Raw genomic sequence first — 21,343 nt, forward strand, 5'->3', positions numbered from 1 at the left:
TCTTGGTATGAATTACAAACAAAAAAAATAGCCCTGTTAAGGGCTACTAAAAAAATGGAGAGGGAAGTTATTTTTTAAAACTGTTCTGACTCTGTAGATCCAGCCATTGCTGTAGTTGAGCTTTGACCGCTACTGATAGTATTTGAAACTGCATCAAAATAAGATGTACCAACTTCTCTTTGGTGTTTAACGCTAGTATAACCATCTTTTTCTCGAGCAAATTCTTGTTGTTGAATTCTTGAGTATGCAGCCATACCTTCTTTTCTATATTTTTCAGCAAGCTCAAAGATTGCAATATTTTGAGTATGAAAACCAGCAAGAGTAATAAATTGAAATTTATAACCCATTTTTGCAATCTCTTGTTGGAATGAAGCAATTTCATCATCGCTTAAATGTTTTTTCCAATTAAAAGAAGGCGAACAATTATAAGCTAAAAGCTTTCCAGGAAATTTTTCATGTATTGCATCAGCAAACTTTTTAGCTTCTGCTAAATTAGGCGTTGCTGTTTCACACCAAATTAAATCAGCATAAGGTGCATAAGCTAAACCTCTAGAGATAGCCTGTTCAATTCCATCTTTTACATAATGAAAACCTTCAGGAGATCTTTCACCTGTTAAAAATGGTTTATCATTTTCATCAAAATCATTCGTAATTAGTTTTGCAGCATTCGCATCAGTTCTTGCTAAAATAATTAATGGAACTTCTGCAATATCAGCAGCTAATCTTGCAGCTTTAAGATTTTTTACCATTGTTCCTGTTGGTACCAAAACTTTACCACCCATATGACCACATTTTTTTTCACTAGCTAGCTGATCTTCAAAGTGTACACCTGCAGCACCTGCTCTTATAAATTTTTTAGTTAATTCAAATACATTTAATGGACCACCAAATCCAGCTTCACCATCAGCAATAATAGGTAACATATAATCTGTTCTATTCTCTTTTTTCATATCACCGTCTTGCATTTCCATATGTTGAATTTGATCAGCTCTTATTAAAGAATTATTCATAGACTCAACTAATTTTGGTGCACTGTCATAAGGATATAGAGATTGATCTGGGTACATTTCACCAGCCGTATTAGCATCAGCAGCAACTTGCCATCCGCTTAAATAAATTGCTTTTAAACCAGCTTTTGCATGTTGAACTGCTTGATTACCTGACAAAGAGCCGAGCGTATTCACGTATGGCTCAGAATTTAATAATTTCCAAAGTTTTTGAGATTGGTTTTTACACAAAGAATACTCAATTTTAATTGAGCCTCTTAATCTTTCAACTTCTTCTTCCGTATAGTCTCTTTTTATTCCAGCAAATCTTTTTAAGTCGTATGAGATTTTTTCTGCACTCATTTTTTAGTTTCCTTTGTGTTTTAATTTAGAAAATTGAATAAGAAGAATGAATTAGTTGCTATCGTCTAAGGCTTTGATTAGCTCACTCATTCCACTTGAACCCCAATCACAATGATCATCTCTCATGTAGATTCCTCTACTGTTGTGCTGATCTAAGTCCTCTTTTTTAATGATTTGAGCTTCATTTTCTGTGTTTTTTAAATTTTTATCCATGCAAATTATATATTTTACAAAATTTACAAAATCTATAAAAAACGTTAAAAAGCTTTGTAAATATGGAAAAAATGTTGTAAAAATAAATTTACAAAATTTACAAATAGTAAATATGAGTCAAATAGATTTAAAAATAGGTCCTAAAATCAAGTCTTTTAGAAGACAGCTTGGTCTTCAAGCTAACAAGTTAGCAGAAGAACTAAATATTTCTCCAAGTTATTTAAATCTTATTGAAAGTGGAAAAAGAAAAATTGATGGCGATTTACTATTAAACTTATGTGAAAAATTAAATATTCAATTATCAGATCTTACATCAAAAACAGATATTAATCTTCAAAATACAATTTCTGAAATTTTAGATGATAGTTTGTTTGAGGATTTAGATATTTTAGGACCTGAAGTAAAAGATTTAGTTAGTACCAATCCAAAAATTGGAAAAGCAATAGTAAGACTTGGGGATATTTTAAAAAAAAAAGATCACGAACTAATTAATAAGATTGAAAAAATCTCTGGAAAAATTGTTGATAATAGAAAAAATTCCTTTCCTGGCGAAGTTGTTGTTGATTTTTTTCAAGAAAATAAAAATTACTTTCCTAAGCTAGAGGAATTTGCAAACAAAGTATTTGATAAAATTAAAAAAAATAATCGTACAAGATATTTGGTGCTATGTGATTATTTAAAATCTGAATATTCAATTACAGTTAAAGATGTTATACCAGAGGAAAGCAAACCTTTTTCAAAAATTTATAATAAAAATAAAAAAGAACTTTTATTGAGTGATTATAGTTCGATTGAAACAAAAAAATTACATGCCGCCTCTCAAATTGCTCAAGAAGGTGCAATTGAAGATGTTGAATATTATTTATCAAAATTTAGTTTTCCAACTGAGGAGTCAAAAAAACTTACTAAAGTTGCTTTATTAAATTATTGTGGTGCTGCTATCTTAATGCCCTATAAATTATTTCATTCTGAGTGTAAGAAACTTAAATATGATTTAGAATTACTTCAAAATACTTTTGCAACATCTTTTGAACAAGTAGCTCATAGAGTAACTTGTCTTCAAGATCCAAAACTACCTGGTATCCCATTTCATTTTTTAAGAGTTGATATGGCAGGTAATATTTCTAAAAGATTCTCTTTATCAGGTATAGATATTCCAAGATATGGTGGTGCTTGTCCACGATGGAATGTCTATTCAGCATTTACAACCCCAGGGGTTTTACACACTGCTGTAAGTAAAATGAACAATGGTCAAAAATATGTTTGTATTGCAAAAACTGTAGAAAAAGGAATTGGACGATTTGGTCAATCTAAAAACGTTTTATCGATTGGTTTAGGTTGTGAAGCGAAGTATGCTAAAGATTTTGTTTATACTGAGAATATGAATATTAATGATAAATCTACTGAAATACCAATTGGAGTTTCTTGTAGAACCTGTGACAGATTAGATTGTTCACAAAGAGCATTCCCCCCATTACATAAAAAATTTGATGTTGACTTAAATACAAGAGGTGTTTCGGTTTATGTCAGCGATGATAAAGCCTAATTATGATTAAATATATACTTCCAGCTATAATTATTTTTTTAATAGTATTATTCTGGGAAAAAATTACTGAGTTCGTAGAAAAAAAATTCAATATTAAGCTTAATTATATTGTTGTTAGCTCCATTATTGCTGCAATCGCAGTTATCCTTTTACTCCTAAATTACTAGGATTTATGAACAATCTGGAAGTTTCAAATTTCAAAATTGAAGAAACTGAGGGAGTTTTTACCTTTAAAAACGAAAATACAACTATAGGCTTTGTTAGATTTAATGAAAAAGGTGAGGTAGAGTATATTTTTGTTAATCCAATTTTTAGAAAACAAGGGTTAGCAACTAAACTATTACAATTAGTAAAACAAAAAACTGGAAAAGAAATAATACTTCAGGAACCAATTAGCCCTTTAGGATCGAAATTATTAAAATCATTAAATAAATGGAAATAAACTTATTATTTTTTTTCACAGTTGTTCCAGCCATAATTTTATACGGAATTGCAAAATCAGGCCTAGGTGGCTCCATGACTTTAATTTCCGTCCCGTTAATGACTATAGTGATGCCACTAAATCAAGCTTTAGGAATTATTTTACCAATTCTAATTTTTTCAGATTTTATTGCTGTTTATAAATATAGAAAAGAATTTGATTTAGGAACTTTGAAATTAATGGTTCCATTTGCAGCTATTGGTATAATTATTGGATCTTTAACTTTTTCATATTTTTCAGAAGATTTGTTAAAATTTATAATTGGAGTAATGGGTTTCTTGTTTGCAGGTCATTATTTCTTTTTTAAAAAAGACAAAGAAAAAAAATCAGAAAAAAATTTTTTAAAAGGCGGAACATGTTCAGTGGTTGCAGGTTTTACAAGTTTTTGTGTCCATGCTGGAGGAACTCCAACGAGTCTTTACTTACTTCCACTTAGAATGAAAAAAGAAATCTATGTTGGTACAAGAATATTTTTTTTCACTTTTGTAAATTTAATTAAACTTCCTTTGTATATTAATTTGTCTATGACAAATTTAGAATCTTTTAAACATTCAGCAATATTATTTCCAGTTGCATTATTAGGAATATTGATTGGATACAAATTACTTAAAATTATTGAAGAAAAATTATTTTATAATTTTATATATGCTCTTATTTTCGTAACTAGCTCAAAACTTTTATATGATTATCTAATATGATTTTTTTACACATACTAAATTTTAAATAAATGTTTAAGTTTATTTAAATTATGAAAAAAAAATTTAATCCAAGAATTAAAGCTAGATTAAGAAAAAATCGACAAGTCTTAAGTAAAAATATCGATAACTTTTTTAGTTGGGTTAAAGGTGCAAAACTTGTTGAGCTTAAAGAATGCAATACAGATGAAGATCCTGTAAGACCAGAGTTAGATAATAAGTTTAGAACAGGATATGGAAGGAAAATTTTTGGAGTTGAATATAAAGGAGAAATTCATGCTGTTATGTGTTTTGCTTATACAAACAAAATTCCTAAAAGTGTTGAAGAGTTAGAAAAATTAAGCACTGATGCATTTCTACAAACAGCAATGAGAGATCAAGCTGGTGGTCAAATAGCAATTGCTTATACAGTATGGTCAAAAAAAAAGGGTGGAGGAAAGTTAATTGTAAAAGAAGTGTTTAAAAAAATTAAAAAATCTAATCATTTAAATAGATTAGTGACACTTTCACCTTTAACAGAAATGGCAACTAATTTTCATGAGAGAAATGGCGCTAAATTAATTCAAATTAATGAAACTACACAAAATTTTGAATATAAAGTTATGTAACAATGAAAATTATTAAACTTTATCTTATAGTATTTTGTACTTTATTTGTTTTACCTTATTCTACGGTTATGGCTTACGAAGATGCAAATTATGAAGTTATCTCTAAAAATGAGGTTTATGAGATTAGAAAATATTCTGATCGTTTAGCGGTAGAAACAATGACATCTGGAATAGATAGTAATTTTAGAAAATTGTTTAATTACATTTCAGGCAGAAATGATACTCAAGAGAAAATTAAAATGACAACTCCAGTTACACAGGTTGAGAAAAATGGAAATATGAGTATGCAATTTTATTTACCCTCTAAATTTAACTCAGAAAATGTACCAAATCCAAGCAGGGAAGATGTTAAAATAGTTAACATTGAAGGAGGATACTACGCAGTACTGAGGTATTCTGGACGAGCATCAGATGGAAACTTCCTTAAGCATAAAGAAATTTTAGAAAAAGAGTTACAAAAAAACAATATATCAATTATAAGCCCACCAATTAGAGCAACTTATGATAGCCCATTTACCCTTCCAATGAATAGAAGAAACGAGGCTATGTTTAAAGTTGAATTAAATTGATGAAATCAAAATTTAAAGCAATGGTGTTATCTTGTATGGATCCAAGATTTCAACATCTAGTACATAATCATTTAAAGAAAAAAAAATTAACAGGAAAATACAGTGCATTCACAATTGCAGGTGCAGCTGTTGGTGTGACACATAATAAATTCAAAAAATGGCATAAAACGTTTTATGACAATTTAGGAACCTCTATTCAATTACATAAAATAGAAAAATTAATTGTCATTAATCATAAAGATTGTGGCGCAGCTAAAATTGCTAATGGAAATAAAGAATTTAGTCCAGTAAATGAAAAAAAAATTCATAAAGAGTCGTTTTCTAAAATTAAAAAACAAATAAAAAAAAGATTTCCAAAATTGAAAGTAGAATTAAATCTAATTTCTTTGGATAGTAAAATTACTAAATTCTAATTATTGATTTCTTATAAGAGGATAAACTTTAGGATTTAGATATTTTAAGTTTGTTAGCAATATTAAAATTAAAGTAACAAAGCCGATTGAAAATCCTAAATAAATTAAAACTTTAAAGTCAAACATCCAAACTAGCTCAAAAATATTTTCCATAATAAATTTTGAACCAATCACCGCAAAGAGTATTGCAATTAAAATTACAGATTTAAAAATAATAATGAATTCAATTAACGATGAAAAAACAATTTGTTTTTTTGAAAAACCTAAAATTTTAAATACTAAATTTTGATATTCTTTTACTTTTCCTTGAACCATAATTGCGCTCGAAATTACAATTAAACCAATAACAATAGTAACTGCTGAAATTAAAGTAACTGCAATAAATACTTTATTCAAAACAGCTGTAACTTTAGATAAATAATCTGCAATTTTTATCATTGATAAACTTGGCATGATTTCAAGCATTTCAGTTTCATCAAATTTATTTGAATTAAATTTTGCAGTAGCCAAATATTCGTGTGGAATATTTTTTGCAAATTGAGGATTAAATAACATTGCAAAGTTGATGCTTAAATCTCGATAATCCACCTCTCTAAAATTAATTACTTTTCCATCAATTTCACGCCCATAAACATTTAAAGTAAAAATATCACCTAACTGGATATTTAAATCTTTAGCAACTTTTGCATCTAAAGATATTTGAAGTTGATCTGGGTTTGATAAATCCCACCATTCACCTTGTAAAATTGGATTGTCTTCAGGTACATTTTCTACCCATGATGATCTTCGTTCGCTACCAATTACCCAGTAACTATCATTATCTGGTCTAATATAGGTGTTAGGATCTACACCATTAATTTTTACAATTCCAGAGGATACCATTGGCACAATTTCAATAGATGCATTTGGATCCATATTTAAAATACCTTGCTCAAATTTCTCTCTTTCTCCTTTTTGAATACCGACAAAGAAATAATCAGGTGCAATATCAGGAATAGATTTAGCTATTTCTCTTTGAAAATTTGTACCAACTAAAGCTAATGTTAATAATAAAGTAACCCCTAAGCCAAGAGACATAACTGTAATGGGAGTTATACTTTTTGTTTGGGTAATATTTTTAATTGAAACTTTTAAAGAAATTATTGAACTAGATTTGAATTTTTTTAGGAAAAAAATGATTAATTTTGAAAGTAAGAAAAATACAATTAAACACACAAAAAAAGCAGCAAAGTAGCCCAAGCTATAAGAAGGCTGTTCAGATCCAATCGTGAATAACAAAATTAAGATAGATAATAAAACAAAGCTTAGAACAACTGATCTTTTAGAATAATAAAATTGAAGATTTTGAAATACGTTTCTAAATAAATTAGACGCTTTTACTTGATCAATAGAACTGATTGTTGGGATAGAAAAAATTACCAAAACTAACAAACCTACTAAAAATATTTTTAAAAAATTTAGTAAAGAAAACACTGGATAAACATTCAATCCTAATCCATCGGATAAATATTTATCTGCTATTGGTACAATTAAAAAACTCAACCCATAAGCAACAACAGTGATAATAAATAAAAGTATAAATAACTGCAGATAATATAGAGTTTTAATATTACCTGAGTAAAAGCCAACTGCTTTTCGTACAGCTATCGACATATTGTTTTGATTAATAAAAGAAAGCAAAGTATTTGCTATTCCAATACCTGCTATCAACATTGCACTGATAGATACAAGTGATAAAAATTGAGAAAAATTATTAATAATTCTCTTTATACCACTTGCAGAATTTTCAGGATATCTAAGTTTAACTTTTTGATCGTCTTTAAATATTTCTTCAATCCGTTGTTCAATTTCTTCAGGCTTATCATTGTCATTAAACTTTACTTTATATTCATAGTTTAAAAAGCTTCCAATTCCATTTAGTTTTAAAATTTCTAAAGTTTGTTTTCCTGCTAAAGCCCAATCGCCAAATGCAACAAATCCACTTACATCTGGTACTGATTTAATAATTCCAATTACTGTAAAATTTTGATCTTGAACTTTTACGATTTCATTAATTTTAATATTTAGAGTTTTTGATAAACTTTCATTGATCAGGATAGTATTAGGTTCTCTTTGCATTCTTTCATAAGCACCCATTGGTTCATAAACAACATTTCCATATAAAGGATATTTTTCATCCACAGTTTTAATTCTAGTAAATAATGATTTATTTTTTTCTCTGCCAGTAGTTGAAAGCATAGTGCTGAACTCAATCATTTGAGAAACTGTTGCAAATTCTTTCACTTTGTTAACTAGATCTAAATTTCTTTGATTACGATTGTAATCAATTTCTAAATCTCCACCTAAAAGTGCTTTGGCATTATCATTAAGTTCTTTTTTAAGACTATCTTCAATTGTGAAAATAGCACTTAAGATAAAAAGACTTATAAATAGCGTAACAATGATACTAGAAATTTTATGATAATTTCTGCTTAAATCCTTTAAAGCATATTTAAAAATCAAACTAAATTCAGATCGATTATTTAATTTTTCCATCTTTTATTTTGATTTTTCTTTTTGCTTTGTTTGCAAGTTTTGGATCGTGCGTTACCATGATTAAGGAAGATCCTTCCTCTTTTACATATTTAAATAAAATATCTGAAATCATTAATGAGTTTTCAGTGTCCAAGTTTCCTGTAGGTTCATCAGCTAAGATTAGTTCTGGTTTCATTGCAATTGCTCTAGCAATAGCAACTCTTTGCTGTTCACCACCTGACAATTGACTTGGTAAATTATTAAAACGATGTTTCAAACCAAAACGATCTAATAAATTTTTTGCCTCACTCTCAGGATTTTTAAAATTATTTAATTCTAGTGTTAAAGCAACGTTTTCAACTGCTGTGTAATTTGGAATTAAATAGAAGGATTGAAATATAATTCCAATATTTTTCTTTCTAATCTCTGAAACTTCATCTTCATTTAAACTAGTTATTTCTTGATCTTGAAAAATAATTTTACCAGAGGTTGGTTTTTCTAAGCCTCCAATTAACATTATTAAACTTGTTTTCCCTGAGCCACTTTCTCCAACTACTGAAACAGTTTCTTTTTTCTTAATATTTAAATCAATATTCCTTAAAACACTGATACTATCTTTTCCAGTTTGGTATTTGAGATTTATTTTTTTTAATTTAAGAAGAGTACTCATGAGTAAAACTATATTTATAAAAATTTTAATAATCTTTCTAGTGCACATAAACGCAAGTGCAATAGAAAAGGTAGTTTTATTTGGTGATAGTTTGATGGCTGGTTATGGATTGCCTAAAGAACATCATTTATCAATAGTTTTAGAAAACAATCTTAAGCAAGCTGGGTTAAATATTAAAGTCATTAATGGAAGTGTTTCTGGAAGCACATCATCAGGTGGATTGAATAGAGCAGATTGGAGTTTATCAGAGCCAGGTATTGATTTAATTATTTTAGGATTAGGAGCTAATGATATGCTTAGAGGAATTCAACCAGAGGAAACAGAAAGAAATTTAGAACAAATAATAAAAGTTGCTCAGAATAAAAAAATTAAAATTATTTTAGCTGGAATGGTAGCGCCAGATACTCATGGGGAAAAATATAAAAAAGAGTTTGATGCTATTTATCCAAAGTTATCAAAAAAGTATAATTTAGCATTAATCCCATTTCTTCTTGAAGGAGTAGCATTAAACCCAAGCTTAAATCAGCAAGATGGGATTCATCCAAATAAAGAAGGAACAATTAAAGTAAGTGAAACTATTAAAAAAAGTATTATTAGTATTTTAAATTAAATGAATAAATTTTTATATAATCTCAAAGAAAGTAGAATTTTTCAGTTTATTGTAATTTCAATTATTATTTTAAATGCAATAACTATTGGAGTTAATACATACGATTTAAGTGAATTTACCAAACAAGCAATTAATTACTTAGATTATTCTATTACTATATTTTTTGTCATTGAAATTATTATTCGGTTTGTAGGAGAGCCTAAAAAGTTAGATTTTTTTAAAAGTGGATGGAATGTATTTGATACTTTAATTGTTTTAATTTCTTTAATCCCAATCCCTAATAATTCAAGCTTCTTACTTCTAAGATTGCTCAGAGTATTTAGAGTGTTGAGAATTATTTCAGTTGTCCCTGAATTAAAAAAAATAATTGAAGCACTGCTTACATCAGTCAAAAGAGTGTTTTATGTTGGATTATTGTTATTTATCATTCTTTATATTTACGCAACTATAGGGTCCATTTTGTTCAGCACTGATATTCCAGAAAGATGGAATGATGTTGGTGTTGCAATGATCACATTATTTCAAGTTTTAACACTCTCAAGTTGGGAACAGGTAATGCTACCATTGCAAGATATTTACTGGTGGGCTTGGATTTATTTTTTCAGCTTTATAATAATATGTGGAATAACAATGCTTAATTTACTAATTGCGATATTAGTTGATGTAGTAATCAATCAGAAAAAACTATAAGACCAATTTATGAAAAAACTAATTCTAGTTTTAAGCTTTTTTTGCTTTAATTTTGCAAACGCTCAAAATACGAACGTAACCATTAACTCAGATTTAAATCTTAAGTGTAAGTTTGAAAAAGTAATTTTAAAAAACCCAAATCACAATTTTGAAACATTTTCTAATGAACAAGTGAATAGAGCAGATATTAATAAGTTAATAATAGAGTCTAAAACTCCTAATACTTTAAACGTAAAAAATTTATCTAAATTTATTGATAAAATTGACTTAGAAGTTAAAATTTCCAATAAAGATATTGTTTTAATCCAAGCATTTGATGAGGAGAGAAATTACTCAGAATCTGCAGTTTTTACAAAAAAAACAGGCGAACTTATTCATGAAATTACAACCAATATAAAACAAGAGGAAAAAGAAAAAGACATTTCTTTTTATAGTTGTAAAAATAACAATAAAGACACTTAAGACCGAAGACTCTAATTCTAATATTTGATAATATTTAATTATGAAGAAGCTACTCTTTATAGTTTTGTTTTATTTATTTTCACAAGTTAGCTCATTAGCAAACGAAAGAGATACTAGACTGAACCAATTATTTAATGAGTTAAAAGCAAATAAATCAAAAGTAGCTTTTATAATTGAACAAGAAATTTGGGCCTTGTGGAGCACCCATCCAACAGATGAAAAACTTACCGCAAGATTAGAAGAGGGCTCTAAATTTGTGAGAGATCAAAACTATATAAAAGCAAAAGATATTTTTACTGAGGTTATTAATCTAGATCAAAGTTGGGCTGAAGCTTGGAATAAAAGAGCAACTGTGCTTTATATGCTAGGAGAATTTGAAAAATCTCAAAATGATATAGATCAAGTATTAGCCTTAGAACAAAGACACTTTGGAGCTTTAGCAGGGCAGGGTTTAGTAAATATTCAGCTAAAAAATTATGAAAAAGCGATAAGAAGTTACGAACAAGCGCAAGAAATTTACCCTGCTATGAGATCACCAAAAATAATGATTAAGCAAATTGAAGAATTAATGAAACAGCAAACAATATAATGTGTGGAAGATACGTAGTAAAAAACCCCGTAACAAAAACAAATAAATTAGTAAAATCTGCAATTCAGGTTGAAGATACTGAAAACTATAATGCTCATCCATATCAAAAACTGCCTGTCATAAAAAAATATAAAAATGGAAATACTTTAGAAAATCTACAATGGGGTTTAGTTCCAGGATGGGCTAAAGATAAAGATTTTAAAGCTTTAATTAATGCAAGGTTAGAGACTATTGATGAAAAGGTTTCATTTAAAAAATTGATAAAAAACAATCGATGTGTTGCAGTTGCAGATGGTTTTTATGAATGGAAAAGGGAAGATAAAGAAAAAACTCCACATTATTTTACTCGTGAAGACACAAATCCTATTTTTTTTGCCGGTATATTTGAAAATGATCAGTTTTGTTTAATTACAGAGGAAGCAAAAGAAAATATAAATGAAATTCATCACAGACAACCAGTTATTTTAAATCAAGCTGATATTAATCGTTATTTAAATTTAGAATTACAAGGTTCAGCGTTTTTAAAAGAACGTAAAATTCCTAATTTAATTTTTCATGAAGTATCAAAAGATGTTAATAAACCTACAAATAACAGCGCTTCTTTAATTCAAAAAGTTTAATTAATCTCTAAAATTAACAAAATCAATTGGAAGACCTATATCAATTCCTTTGATTGCAGCGATAGCTTCTTGAAGATCATCTTTCTTTTTGCCATCTACTCTTAATTCATCGCCTTGGATTTTAATTTGAATTTTAAGTTTAACTTTTTTAATGTCAGCAATAACTTTTTTAGCATTTTCTTGGCTAATACCTTCTTTTAATTCACTGACTTGTCTAATCGATCCTCCTGAGGCTCCTTCAGAACTTTTAACTTCTAAAACCCTTGGATCTACTTTTCTTCTAACTAAATGTGTTTGTAACAATTCGTTTACTTGCTTTAATTTTAATTCATCAGGGGCAATGGTAGTCACCGTTTTATCTTTTCGTTCAATTGAAATATGAAGTCCCTTAAAATCATAACGGTTACTAATTTCTCTTAAACAATTAGCTAAAGCATTATCAAATTCTTGATAATTAATTTTGCTTATTACATCAAATGACGGCATTATTTCTCTCTATAATAATGTAATTTTCGATTATTTTATAACTAAAATTTGTTTACCTGGAGTAGAAAATATAATACCGTTTGATTATGAATCTTAACCTTTTTACTCATTGTCATAGACTAGCTAGAGTTGGCTTGAGTACGAAGTTATCATCTAATCTATTTAATTTATTACTTCAAAAAATAGACTGTAAAAATCATATAATTTCTTCAACGCCCACGAAATTGTAATCACTTCTTTATTAAAAAAATTAATTTTAATTAAAGGAGAATTATGGAAATAAAAAATATTGTAAACTTAAGAGATTACCCAATTGATCAGACAGGATCTAGAGAGTATAAAGATTTAATTGTTAAAAATAGAAAGCTACTTGATAAAGACGGATGCTGTGTACTTCCAAAATTTGTACTTAGCGAATCTTTGAAAAGAATGAAGGAAGAAGTTGAAAGAAATCTTCCTAAAACTCATTGGACTAAAGATCATCATAACCCTTACTTTTCAAAAGATGATGAAAATTTATCTAAAGATCATCCAAAAAGAGTTTTTTCATTTCGAGAAAGCGGATACATCAATTCAGATGATTTAGAAGAGCAATCTGATTTAAATAAAATTTACGAGTCTGAAGAAATGCTAAAATTTGTTTCAGATAGTTTAGGAGTTTTTCCTCTTTATAGATGGTCGGATCCTTTAGGAAAAAATCCATATAGTATCATGCATAAGGATCATTACTTTCCTTGGCACTTTGATGGAAATGAATTTACATTAAGTATTTTAGTTCAAAAAGCTGAAAAGGGCGGATTGTTTGAATACTCACCAGATTTAAGAAGTGTTGAAAATGAAAACTTTGATGAGGTTACTAAAGTTCTTCGAGGTTCAAGAGACAAAGTTAAATCATTAGACCTTCAGCCAGGTGATCTTCAAATATTTAAAGGAAGATTTTCTATGCACAGAGTAACAAAAATAGAAGGGAATACTTCTCGTTACATTGCATTACCAACATATGTAAAAGATAGTTACAGAGTAAATAAACCTGAACATTCTAAACAAGTTTACGGTAAAGCACTTCCAATTCATTATGAGAGAAATAATGTTGAGGTAGATGGGTTAATGGATTGATATGAATATAGGTTTTATTGGTTTAGGAAATATGGGTATGCCGATGGCATTAAACTTACATAAATCTAAAAGAATAGATTTATTGGGTTATGACGTAAGTCCTAAATCTTTAAAAGAATTTAAATCTAAAAAAGGAAAAGCAACAAGCTCATTAGATGAATTAATCAAGTTTTCTGATGTTATTGTTACCTGCGTTCCTGGACCAAAACAAATTAAATTATTATCAATTGGTAAAGGTAAAATCATTGATCAATTAGTTAAAAATAAAATTTGGATTGATTGTTCTACCAATTCTTTAACTTGCTTTAATCTTTTAAAACAAAAGTTAAGTAAAAAAATAAATCAATTTGTTGATGCAACGATATCAGGTGGAAATTTAAAGGCTCAGTCAGGAGACTTGTCAATATTTATTGGAGGTAATAAAAAGACAGTTAATAAGCTTAAGTTTGTCTTTAATATACTGGGTAAAAACATCTATTATCTAAATAAACCAGGTGCTGGTTATGCTGCTAAAATTGCACAAGTTAGCCTTTGTTATTTAAATTATTTATCATTATCAGAGTCGTTGATGCTTGGAGTAAAGTCAGGCATTAAACCAAAAAAAATGTTAGAGATAATCGATAAAAGCGCAAGTGGAGGCTACACTTCAACAAGATATGGCCCAAATATGATTAATGGAGATTATGACCCATCATTCTTTTTAGGTTTATCAATCAAAGATTTAAATCTTGCTAATGAAATCATTAAACTTCAAAAACTAAAACTACCAATCATGAACTTAACTTCAAAAATTTATAACAAAGCAATTAAAAAATACGGACCGAATTCTAATCACTTAAAAGTGATTAAAATTTTAGAACAAAATAATAAATTAACTTTTTCAAAGGAGGGACGATGAAAAATAATATAAGTGAAGCAGATTGGAAAGTAAGAGTAGATCTTGCAGCCATGTTTAGATTAACCAATATGATGGGTTGGGACGATACGGTTTGGAACCATATAACTGCAAGAGCACCAGGAACGGATCATACTTTTTTTATGCATGAGATGGGGTTGTTATATGAAGAAGTAAAAGCATCAAACCTAATTAAAGTAGATGAACATGGTAAAGTTTTAGAAGGACCTGAAAAAGCTAATACTGCAGGTTTTATTATTCATAGTGCTATTCATCTAAATCATCCTGATGCAAAATTTGTCTTTCATGCACATCCTCCTTCAGCTTTAGCTGCAACGGCGTTGAAAGATGGTATTCCTCATTTAGTTCAAGATAGTTCAATGCTTTATGGAAAAGTTGGTTACCATGAGTGGGAAGGACTATCGATTAATAATGACGAGAGAGTAAGAATTGCTGAAAACATGGGAGATAATAAGGTTTTGATTATGAAAAATCATGGTCTCCTTACTGTTGGTACAACGGCAGGAGAAGCTTTTATGAATATGTATTATGCAATTAGAATGTGTGAAGTTGCAGTACAAGCAACTGCATCAGGTTTACCTCTTGAAAGAGCAACAGAAGAAATGTGGAAATTATCTCAAAAACAATATGATTTATTTTCTCCAGGTTTAAACGAGTGGCCAGCATTACTTAGAAGATGTGATGCAAAAGACCCATCTTATAAAGAGTAATGACGAAAATTAATTCTTTAGATGATATTGTAAAGAATGGCCTTTGTATTGGCTGTGGTCTTTGTAAAAGTATTGCAGGTAATTCTCTTGAAATGGAGATGAGTGACAAAGGTAATTTAGAACCTAAAGAATTAACACCAATTACAAATGAAACTTTAGAGAAAATTAAAAAAGTTTGTCCTGGAGTGATTGCCGAAGGACCTGAAGATCATGAGGAAAATGAAGGATCCAATAAAGACTTGGTTTGGGGAAATTATTTTGATTTATATTATTCATGGTCCACAGATCCAAAGATTAGATTTCAAAGTTCTACAGGAGGTTTGTTAAATGGTTTGTCTTTATATTTATTAGAAAAAAAGAAAGTTGACTTTATTATGCATACAGCAGGGGACAAAGATAACCCTATGCGAAACATTGTAAAATATAGTTATAATAAAGAGGACTTAATTAACTGTGAAAGTAGATCAAGATATGGTCCATCCTCACCTTTAAGTGAATTTCATAAAGCTTTAGATAAAAAACAAACCTTCGCTTTTGTTGGCAAACCCTGTGATGCAGGAGCTATCAAATTACTCGCTAAATCAGATAAAAGAGTTGATCAGTATTGTAAATATATATTCACTCTTGTTTGTGGAGGTTTTCAAGAACTTACTAAATCACAAGAATTTATTGATAGTTTTAATGTCAAAGAACAAGAGTTAGAAGAATTTAGATATAGAGGATTTGGTAACCCTGGAAGAATGTATATTAAAACAAAAGATCAAAGAGAGTTTGATAAAGATTATAATTCTTTTTGGGGTGATGAAAGTAATTGGAAAGTTCCATTTAGATGTAAAATATGCCCCGATGCTATTGGAGAAAGTTCAGATATTGCGGCACTAGATACGTGGAGGGGTGGTTCACCTAAAGGAGAAGATGAAGGTTTTAATGCTGCAGTGATGCGAACCAAAAAGGGAGTTAAAGTTTTTAATGAAGCAGTAGAAAGTGGATACCTTGTTAAAGGAGATAAAGTAACCATTGAAGATATTAAAGATTTTCAACCTCATCAAACCAGTAAAAAACAAGCAGTTTATGCAAGACACTTAGGAATGAAAAATAATAATGTGACGACAATTACAACTAAAAACCTTAGAATAGAAGAATTATACAAATTAAATAATGTTGAATATAACAAACAACAGGAAAAAGGGGTTAGTCAAAGATTAAATAAAAAATGATTGAGTTTATAGATATATTTTTTAATCAATATTTAAGGATTTTAGTAGGTATTGTACTGATTGGTCTTATTTTGTTTTCTTTATATTACAAATTTAAAGACAAAAAGTAACAGAATGTAGGGTTGTGAACCATTTAATATTCATTTAAAATTTAAAATATGCTTAGTTATATAATACCTTTTTTAATTTTAATTCTTGTTGTTGTATTTATTCATGAATATGGACATTATTATTTTGCAAGAAAATATGGTGTAGGTGTAACTGATTTTTCAATTGGGTTTGGTAAAGAATTATTTGGTTGGAACGATAAATTTGGAACAAGATGGAAAATTTGCGCAATTCCTTTAGGTGGATATGTAAAATTTTTTGGAGATAGAAATGTTTATTCACAAGCTGACCATCAAGAAATTTTAGAAAAATATAACGAAGAAGAACGAGAGAAATTATTTATTTTAAAACCTTTATACCAGAGAGTTTTAATTGTATTTGGTGGTCCATTAGCTAATTTTTTACTAGCTTTAGTAATATTTTTTTCAATTTATACCTTTGTAGGTAAAGATTTTACTCCTGCAGTCATTAATGAAGTCCAAAAAGATAGTCCAGCAATGGTAGGTGGGTTGAAAGCTGAGGATATAATTTTAGAAATAGACGGTAATGAAGTTAAAAGCATTATGGAGGTTTCTAAATTTATCACCATGTCTACTGGTGATTTTATAGATTTTAAAGTTAAGCGTTCTTATGATGAATTAATACTAAAAGTTAAACCCAATATAGTTGAAGGTGATGATGGATTGGGAAACAAAATAAACAAAAGAATGGTTGGTATTAAGCTTGGGGCTTATAATAATAAAGTTAATCATGTTAAATTAGGACCTGCTCAGGCTTTATATCATGCAGGTTATGAAGTTTATTTTGTAAGCGTTTCCTCATTAAAATACATCGGAGGAATGATTTTAGGTAAAGCAGATACTTCTCAATTAGGAGGCCCAATTAGAATTGCAAAGATATCAGGACAAGTAGCAACCTTTGGAGTGTTGGCTTTCATTAGCATGATGGCTTATATTTCAATAAGTTTAGGACTTATTAATCTATTTCCAATACCAATGTTGGATGGAGGACATCTGATGTTTTATGCATTTGAGAAAGTTTTAGGCCGACCTTTATCTCAAAAAACTCAAGAAGGTTTTTTTCGAATCGGATTGTTTTTGTTGCTATCATTAATGTTTTTCACCACATTTAATGATCTAAAAGACCTAGGTTTATTTAGATAATTCACATTCTAAAAAGTTTAAAAAAGTCAACAAATCCAACGTTTATTTAAGTTTCTACAAGATATTGTGTGTTTAAAAAAACTAAACACTAAAAAAAAGCTTGATTTATCAACGTTTATGGCAAGTATAAATATTAACCAACAAAACCGGAGCTAAAATGAACAAAAAACAACTAATTGCTAAGCTTTCTGGCTCATTAAATTTGAGCAAAGCAGATGCTGAGCGAACTTTTGATACAATTACCAACACTATTTTAGATGCTCTAAAAGGTGATGATTCAGTAAAAATTGCTGGATTTGGTACGTATAAAGTTGCTAAGAGAAAAGCAAGAGTTGGAAGAAACCCTAGAACGGGTGAGCAGATTCAAATTGCTGCTTCTCAAAAGGTAAAATTCTTACCAGCTAAAGCTTTAAAAGAAGTATTCAACAGATAATATTTTTTTTTAACAGCCCTAACGTTTTCAAAACACGTTCAGGGCTGTTACTATATGCAAAAACTGCATAGCCAATTTTCCTAATCAGCGTTAGTTTTTAAATTTATTAAATTTATAAACCACCACTTTAACAAGTGGAGGTCTTATGACTAAAATAATAAAGAGAATATCTGCACCGCTTCTTAGTTTGGTATTTTTACTAAACATGAGTAGCGCAGGTATGGCAGAGACAACAGTTTCTGCTGAAGTGGGGTTTATATTTAATACTCTACTATTTTTAATTTGTGGTTTCCTTGTCATGTTTATGGCAGCAGGTTTTGCAATGTTAGAATCTGGAATGGTAACTTCAAAAAGTGTTTCAGTAATTTGTGCAAAGAACATTGGTCTTTATGCAATTGCTGGAATTATGTTTTGGCTAGTTGGTTACAATCTAGCTTATGGTATTCCTGAAGGCGGATATATTGGATCATTTGTTCCATGGTCAGATGCGAGTGCAATTGACACTGGATATTCAGATGGATCTGATTGGTTCTTCCAAATGGTATTCTGTGCAACAACAGTTTCAATTTGCTCAGGTGCTATGGCTGAAAGAATCAAGTTATGGCCGTTCTTTTTATTCGCAGCTATTTTAGCTGGAATTATTTATCCAATCGTAATGGGTTGGCAGTGGGGTGGAGGCTGGTTAGCAGAACTAGGCTTCTCAGATTTTGCTGGTTCAACTTTAGTACACTCAACAGGTGGTGCTGCTGCTTTAGCAGGTATCATGTTGTTAGGTGCTAGAAGTGGAAGATTTGACAGTAAAGGTCAGCCAAAAGCTTTAGCACCTTTTGCTGCATCTTCAATCCCATTAGTAACAATAGGTGTGTTTATCCTGTGGTTAGGTTGGTTTGGATTTAATGGTGGTTCACAATTAGCATTAGGAACTTTTGATGATGCAGTTGCGATCTCATCAATATTTATCAATACAAATCTTGCAGCCTGTGGTGGAGTAATGGCCGCTGGTATCATTACAAGATTAATGTATGGTAAAACAGATGTTATTCAAATGTTAAACGGAGCAATTGGTGGTCTAGTAGCTATCACTGCTGAACCTTTAGCACCATCACCATTCGCTGCAATTTTAATTGGAGCAGTTGGTGGATTAATCGTAGTGTTTGGAACTAAATTATTATTTAGCTTTAAACTTGACGACGTTGTAGGTGCAATTCCAGCTCACTTATTTGCTGGTATTTGGGGAACACTTGCGGTGCCATTAACAAATGCTGATGCATCGTTTAGTGCACAATTAATTGGTGTACTTTCAATTAACATTTTTGTGTTTGCTGTGTCCTATGTAATCTGGTCAATAATGAAAGCTACGTTTGGAATTAGATTAAGTAAAGAAGCTGAAACCAAAGGTACTGACGTTACAGAAACAGGAGTAATAGCATACGCAATACGTGACTAATTGCATGCAATGCAATATAGAGGCTCTTCGATCTCCATGTCGTTATCTCATTGAAGAGCCTCTGTAAAAAAAAATTAACTAAAATCTCTCTCTCTAGTTAGTTAACTAAAGGCCCCAGAAATGGGGCCTTTTTATTTTATACATGTTTAAATAGCATAACTCGTTTGCCTTATAAGCAATTCTTTATTTCAAAAATTTTTATAAAAGACACTTCTTAACAAGGAGAGATAATGACTCAAATTCTAAAAACTTTTATTATAAGTTTAATATCTTTATTAAGCTTATCAAATTTTGCTTCAGCAGAAACAACAATGTCAGCTGAAGGACAATATATTTTTAACTCACTTGGATTTTATCTTGGTGGTGTATTAGTTGCTTTTATGGCTGCAGGTTTCTGTATGCTTGAAAGTGGATTAGTAACAACAAAAAGTGTATCAACAATTGCAGCCAAAAATATTGGTAAATTTGCAATTTGTTCATTAATATTTTTTCTATGTGGTTATAATTTAGCTTACGGTATTCCAGAAGGTGGTTTTATTGGATCTTTTTCAATGTGGAGCGATTCTTCTGAATTAGCTACTGGTTATTCAGATTATTCAGACTGGTTCTTTCAAACAATGTTTGTATGTGCAACTGCTTCTATAGTTTCAGGAGCTGTAGCTGAAAGAATTAAAATTTGGCCTTTTTTTATCTTTGCTGCAATCATGGCTGGAGTAATTTATCCAATTTCAATGGGTTGGCAGTGGGGTGGAGGTTGGTTAGCAACTTCAGGCTTTTCTGACTTTGCTGGATCAACTTTAGTTCATGCGTGTGGTGGTGCCGCTGCGTTAGCGGGTGTTATAGTTTTAGGTGCAAGAGAAGGAAGATTCTCAAAATCAGGTGAAACTAAATCTTTAGTACCGTTTGCTGCATCTTCAATTCCATTAGTAACACTTGGAACATTTTTACTTTGGTTTGGTTGGTTTGGTTTTAATGGCTTTAGCCAATTAGCTATGGGAACTTTTGATGATGTTAATGCAATTAGTAAAATTGCAGTCAACACTCATTTAGCAGGTGCCGCTGGTACAGTTGCTGCAGCAGTTGTAACAAGATTGCTTGGTGGAAAAACTGATATCGTTATGATGTTAAATGGTGCATTAGCTGGATTAGTTGCAATCACAGCTGAACCTTTAACTCCAAGTCCTGTATTAGCAATTGTAATTGGAGCTATTGGATCATTGATTATGTACTTTGGTACAAAATTTTTAGAAAGTAAAAAAATCGATGATGTAGTAGGTGCAATTCCTGTGCATATGTTTGCAGGTATATTTGGAACTTTAGTTGTTCCAATAAGTAACCCAGATACAAATTTTGGAACTCAATTAACTGGTGTAATTGCTGTATGTTTGTTTAGCTTCATACTTTCTTACATTACTTTTAGAGTTCTTAAACAAACTATTGGTCTTAGAATTAGTGCTCAAGCTGAAAAACTTGGAACTGATGTTGCGGAAGTTGGAGTTAAAGCTTACGCAATAAGAGACTAAAATATCTCTCTATATATTAAAGGCTCCTTAGAAATAAGGGGCCTTTTTTATTTTTTAACAATATTTTGAAGAGTTTCTAATACTTCTTTAGCGTGGTCTTTTACTTTAACATTATTCCAAATTTTGATTATTTTACCTTTTTTATCGATTAAAAAAGTAGTTCTAACTATACCCATAAACTCCCGTCCCATGATT

General features: G+C 29.8%; 24 protein-coding genes and 1 pseudogene. 19 read left to right on the forward strand and 6 right to left on the reverse strand.

Annotation, left to right across the window (positions count from 1 at the left end; all coding sequences use genetic code 11):
• Positions 1 to 74 precede the first annotated feature (74 nt).
• Together aceA and ACTTBL_RS01000 are read right to left on the reverse strand one after the other, a co-directional pair.
• Complete coding sequence (gene aceA, locus ACTTBL_RS00995) at positions 75 to 1,349, reverse strand: isocitrate lyase (RefSeq protein WP_440643219.1); 1,275 nt, start codon at positions 1,347 to 1,349, stop codon at positions 75 to 77.
• Positions 1,350 to 1,400: 51 nt separating this feature from the next.
• A complete protein-coding gene (locus tag ACTTBL_RS01000) occupies positions 1,401 to 1,562 on the reverse strand; it encodes a hypothetical protein (RefSeq protein WP_023854007.1) in 162 nt (53 codons plus the stop codon).
• Here ACTTBL_RS01000 and ACTTBL_RS01005 point away from each other — a divergent pair.
• From ACTTBL_RS01005 to ACTTBL_RS01030, 6 genes are all read left to right on the forward strand, one after another.
• Positions 1,561 to 3,108: a helix-turn-helix domain-containing protein gene (locus ACTTBL_RS01005; protein ID WP_440643220.1), complete on the forward strand. Its 1,548-nt coding sequence runs from the start codon at positions 1,561 to 1,563 to the stop codon at positions 3,106 to 3,108. The two genes, ACTTBL_RS01000 and ACTTBL_RS01005, sit on opposite strands and share 2 nt — an antisense overlap.
• 172 nt (positions 3,109 to 3,280) lie before the next feature.
• Positions 3,281 to 3,550: a GNAT family N-acetyltransferase gene (locus tag ACTTBL_RS01010; RefSeq protein WP_440643221.1), complete on the forward strand. Its 270-nt coding sequence runs from the start codon at positions 3,281 to 3,283 to the stop codon at positions 3,548 to 3,550.
• Entirely contained in the window at positions 3,541 to 4,287 is a 747-nt protein-coding gene (locus ACTTBL_RS01015; RefSeq protein WP_023854004.1) for a sulfite exporter TauE/SafE family protein, read from the forward strand. The genes ACTTBL_RS01010 and ACTTBL_RS01015 overlap by 10 nt, the downstream gene beginning before the upstream one ends.
• A 50-nt stretch (positions 4,288 to 4,337) precedes the next feature.
• The gene (locus ACTTBL_RS01020; RefSeq protein ID WP_440643222.1) at positions 4,338 to 4,892 is read left to right on the forward strand and encodes a hypothetical protein; all 555 of its coding nucleotides are present in this window, start codon (positions 4,338 to 4,340) and stop codon (positions 4,890 to 4,892) included.
• Between the two features lie 2 nt (positions 4,893 to 4,894).
• Positions 4,895 to 5,461: an SOUL family heme-binding protein gene (locus ACTTBL_RS01025; RefSeq protein WP_440643223.1), complete on the forward strand. Its 567-nt coding sequence runs from the start codon at positions 4,895 to 4,897 to the stop codon at positions 5,459 to 5,461.
• A complete protein-coding gene (locus ACTTBL_RS01030) occupies positions 5,461 to 5,874 on the forward strand; it encodes a carbonic anhydrase (protein ID WP_440643224.1) in 414 nt (137 codons plus the stop codon). The genes ACTTBL_RS01025 and ACTTBL_RS01030 overlap by 1 nt, the downstream gene beginning before the upstream one ends.
• Here ACTTBL_RS01030 and ACTTBL_RS01035 read toward each other — a convergent pair whose 3' ends face one another.
• Together ACTTBL_RS01035 and ACTTBL_RS01040 are read right to left on the reverse strand one after the other, a co-directional pair.
• The gene (locus ACTTBL_RS01035; protein WP_440643225.1) at positions 5,875 to 8,409 is read right to left on the reverse strand and encodes an ABC transporter permease; all 2,535 of its coding nucleotides are present in this window, start codon (positions 8,407 to 8,409) and stop codon (positions 5,875 to 5,877) included.
• Positions 8,393 to 9,058: an ABC transporter ATP-binding protein gene (locus ACTTBL_RS01040; RefSeq protein ID WP_440643226.1), complete on the reverse strand. Its 666-nt coding sequence runs from the start codon at positions 9,056 to 9,058 to the stop codon at positions 8,393 to 8,395. The genes ACTTBL_RS01035 and ACTTBL_RS01040 overlap by 17 nt, the downstream gene beginning before the upstream one ends.
• On the opposite strand from ACTTBL_RS01040, the gene ACTTBL_RS01045 reads away from it, so the two are divergent.
• From ACTTBL_RS01045 to ACTTBL_RS01065, 5 genes are read left to right on the forward strand one after another with little or no spacing between them, the layout of a single operon-like run.
• Positions 9,057 to 9,668 (forward strand): arylesterase, encoded by a 612-nt coding sequence (locus ACTTBL_RS01045; RefSeq protein ID WP_440643227.1) that lies wholly within the window; start codon positions 9,057 to 9,059, stop codon positions 9,666 to 9,668. The genes ACTTBL_RS01040 and ACTTBL_RS01045 overlap by 2 nt on opposite strands.
• Positions 9,669 to 10,358, forward strand: coding sequence for an ion transporter (locus tag ACTTBL_RS01050; protein WP_075504774.1), 690 nt, complete (start codon positions 9,669 to 9,671; stop codon positions 10,356 to 10,358). It begins immediately after the preceding gene.
• A gap of 9 nt (positions 10,359 to 10,367) precedes the next feature.
• Complete coding sequence (locus ACTTBL_RS01055; protein ID WP_440643228.1) at positions 10,368 to 10,820, forward strand: hypothetical protein; 453 nt, start codon at positions 10,368 to 10,370, stop codon at positions 10,818 to 10,820.
• A gap of 40 nt (positions 10,821 to 10,860) precedes the next feature.
• Positions 10,861 to 11,409 carry a tetratricopeptide repeat protein gene (locus tag ACTTBL_RS01060; protein ID WP_440643229.1) on the forward strand — a complete coding sequence of 183 codons (549 nt, stop codon included), beginning with the start codon at positions 10,861 to 10,863 and terminating at the stop codon, positions 11,407 to 11,409.
• Positions 11,409 to 12,029 (forward strand): SOS response-associated peptidase, encoded by a 621-nt coding sequence (locus tag ACTTBL_RS01065; RefSeq protein ID WP_440643230.1) that lies wholly within the window; start codon positions 11,409 to 11,411, stop codon positions 12,027 to 12,029. The genes ACTTBL_RS01060 and ACTTBL_RS01065 overlap by 1 nt, the downstream gene beginning before the upstream one ends.
• Here ACTTBL_RS01065 and ACTTBL_RS01070 read toward each other — a convergent pair whose 3' ends face one another.
• Complete coding sequence (locus tag ACTTBL_RS01070; RefSeq protein WP_440643231.1) at positions 12,030 to 12,515, reverse strand: YajQ family cyclic di-GMP-binding protein; 486 nt, start codon at positions 12,513 to 12,515, stop codon at positions 12,030 to 12,032.
• A 273-nt stretch (positions 12,516 to 12,788) separates the two neighbouring features.
• Here ACTTBL_RS01070 and ACTTBL_RS01075 point away from each other — a divergent pair, with 273 nt between their 5' ends.
• From ACTTBL_RS01075 to ACTTBL_RS01110, 8 genes are all read left to right on the forward strand, one after another.
• Positions 12,789 to 13,631, forward strand: a complete 843-nt coding sequence (locus ACTTBL_RS01075) for a HalD/BesD family halogenase (protein ID WP_440643232.1) — start codon at positions 12,789 to 12,791, stop codon at positions 13,629 to 13,631.
• 1 nt (position 13,632) lies between these two features.
• On the forward strand, positions 13,633 to 14,529 hold the full coding sequence (locus ACTTBL_RS01080; protein ID WP_440643233.1) for an NAD(P)-dependent oxidoreductase: 897 nt from the start codon (positions 13,633 to 13,635) through the stop codon (positions 14,527 to 14,529).
• A complete protein-coding gene (locus tag ACTTBL_RS01085) occupies positions 14,526 to 15,257 on the forward strand; it encodes a class II aldolase/adducin family protein (protein WP_440643234.1) in 732 nt (243 codons plus the stop codon). The genes ACTTBL_RS01080 and ACTTBL_RS01085 overlap by 4 nt, the downstream gene beginning before the upstream one ends.
• Positions 15,257 to 16,474, forward strand: coding sequence for a Coenzyme F420 hydrogenase/dehydrogenase, beta subunit C-terminal domain (locus ACTTBL_RS01090; RefSeq protein WP_440643235.1), 1,218 nt, complete (start codon positions 15,257 to 15,259; stop codon positions 16,472 to 16,474). Before ACTTBL_RS01085 ends, ACTTBL_RS01090 begins: the two co-directional genes overlap by 1 nt.
• Positions 16,475 to 16,632: 158 nt before the next feature.
• Positions 16,633 to 17,745 carry an RIP metalloprotease RseP gene (gene rseP, locus ACTTBL_RS01095; protein ID WP_440643236.1) on the forward strand — a complete coding sequence of 371 codons (1,113 nt, stop codon included), beginning with the start codon at positions 16,633 to 16,635 and terminating at the stop codon, positions 17,743 to 17,745.
• A gap of 157 nt (positions 17,746 to 17,902) precedes the next feature.
• Positions 17,903 to 18,178: an HU family DNA-binding protein gene (locus ACTTBL_RS01100; RefSeq protein WP_023853992.1), complete on the forward strand. Its 276-nt coding sequence runs from the start codon at positions 17,903 to 17,905 to the stop codon at positions 18,176 to 18,178.
• Positions 18,179 to 18,323: 145 nt separating this feature from the next.
• Positions 18,324 to 19,625 (forward strand): ammonium transporter, encoded by a 1,302-nt coding sequence (locus ACTTBL_RS01105; RefSeq protein WP_440643237.1) that lies wholly within the window; start codon positions 18,324 to 18,326, stop codon positions 19,623 to 19,625.
• 230 nt (positions 19,626 to 19,855) lie between these two features.
• Positions 19,856 to 21,148, forward strand: a complete 1,293-nt coding sequence (locus tag ACTTBL_RS01110; RefSeq protein ID WP_440643238.1) for an ammonium transporter — start codon at positions 19,856 to 19,858, stop codon at positions 21,146 to 21,148.
• Positions 21,149 to 21,195: 47 nt separating this feature from the next.
• On the opposite strand, the pseudogene ACTTBL_RS01115 reads toward ACTTBL_RS01110, so the two are convergent.
• A pseudogene (locus ACTTBL_RS01115) lies at positions 21,196 to 21,343 on the reverse strand (peroxiredoxin); the annotation flags it as partial.

Source organism: Candidatus Pelagibacter sp. HIMB123, from assembly GCF_052048195.1.
In the GTDB taxonomy this organism is placed as follows: Bacteria; Pseudomonadota; Alphaproteobacteria; order Pelagibacterales; family Pelagibacteraceae; genus Pelagibacter.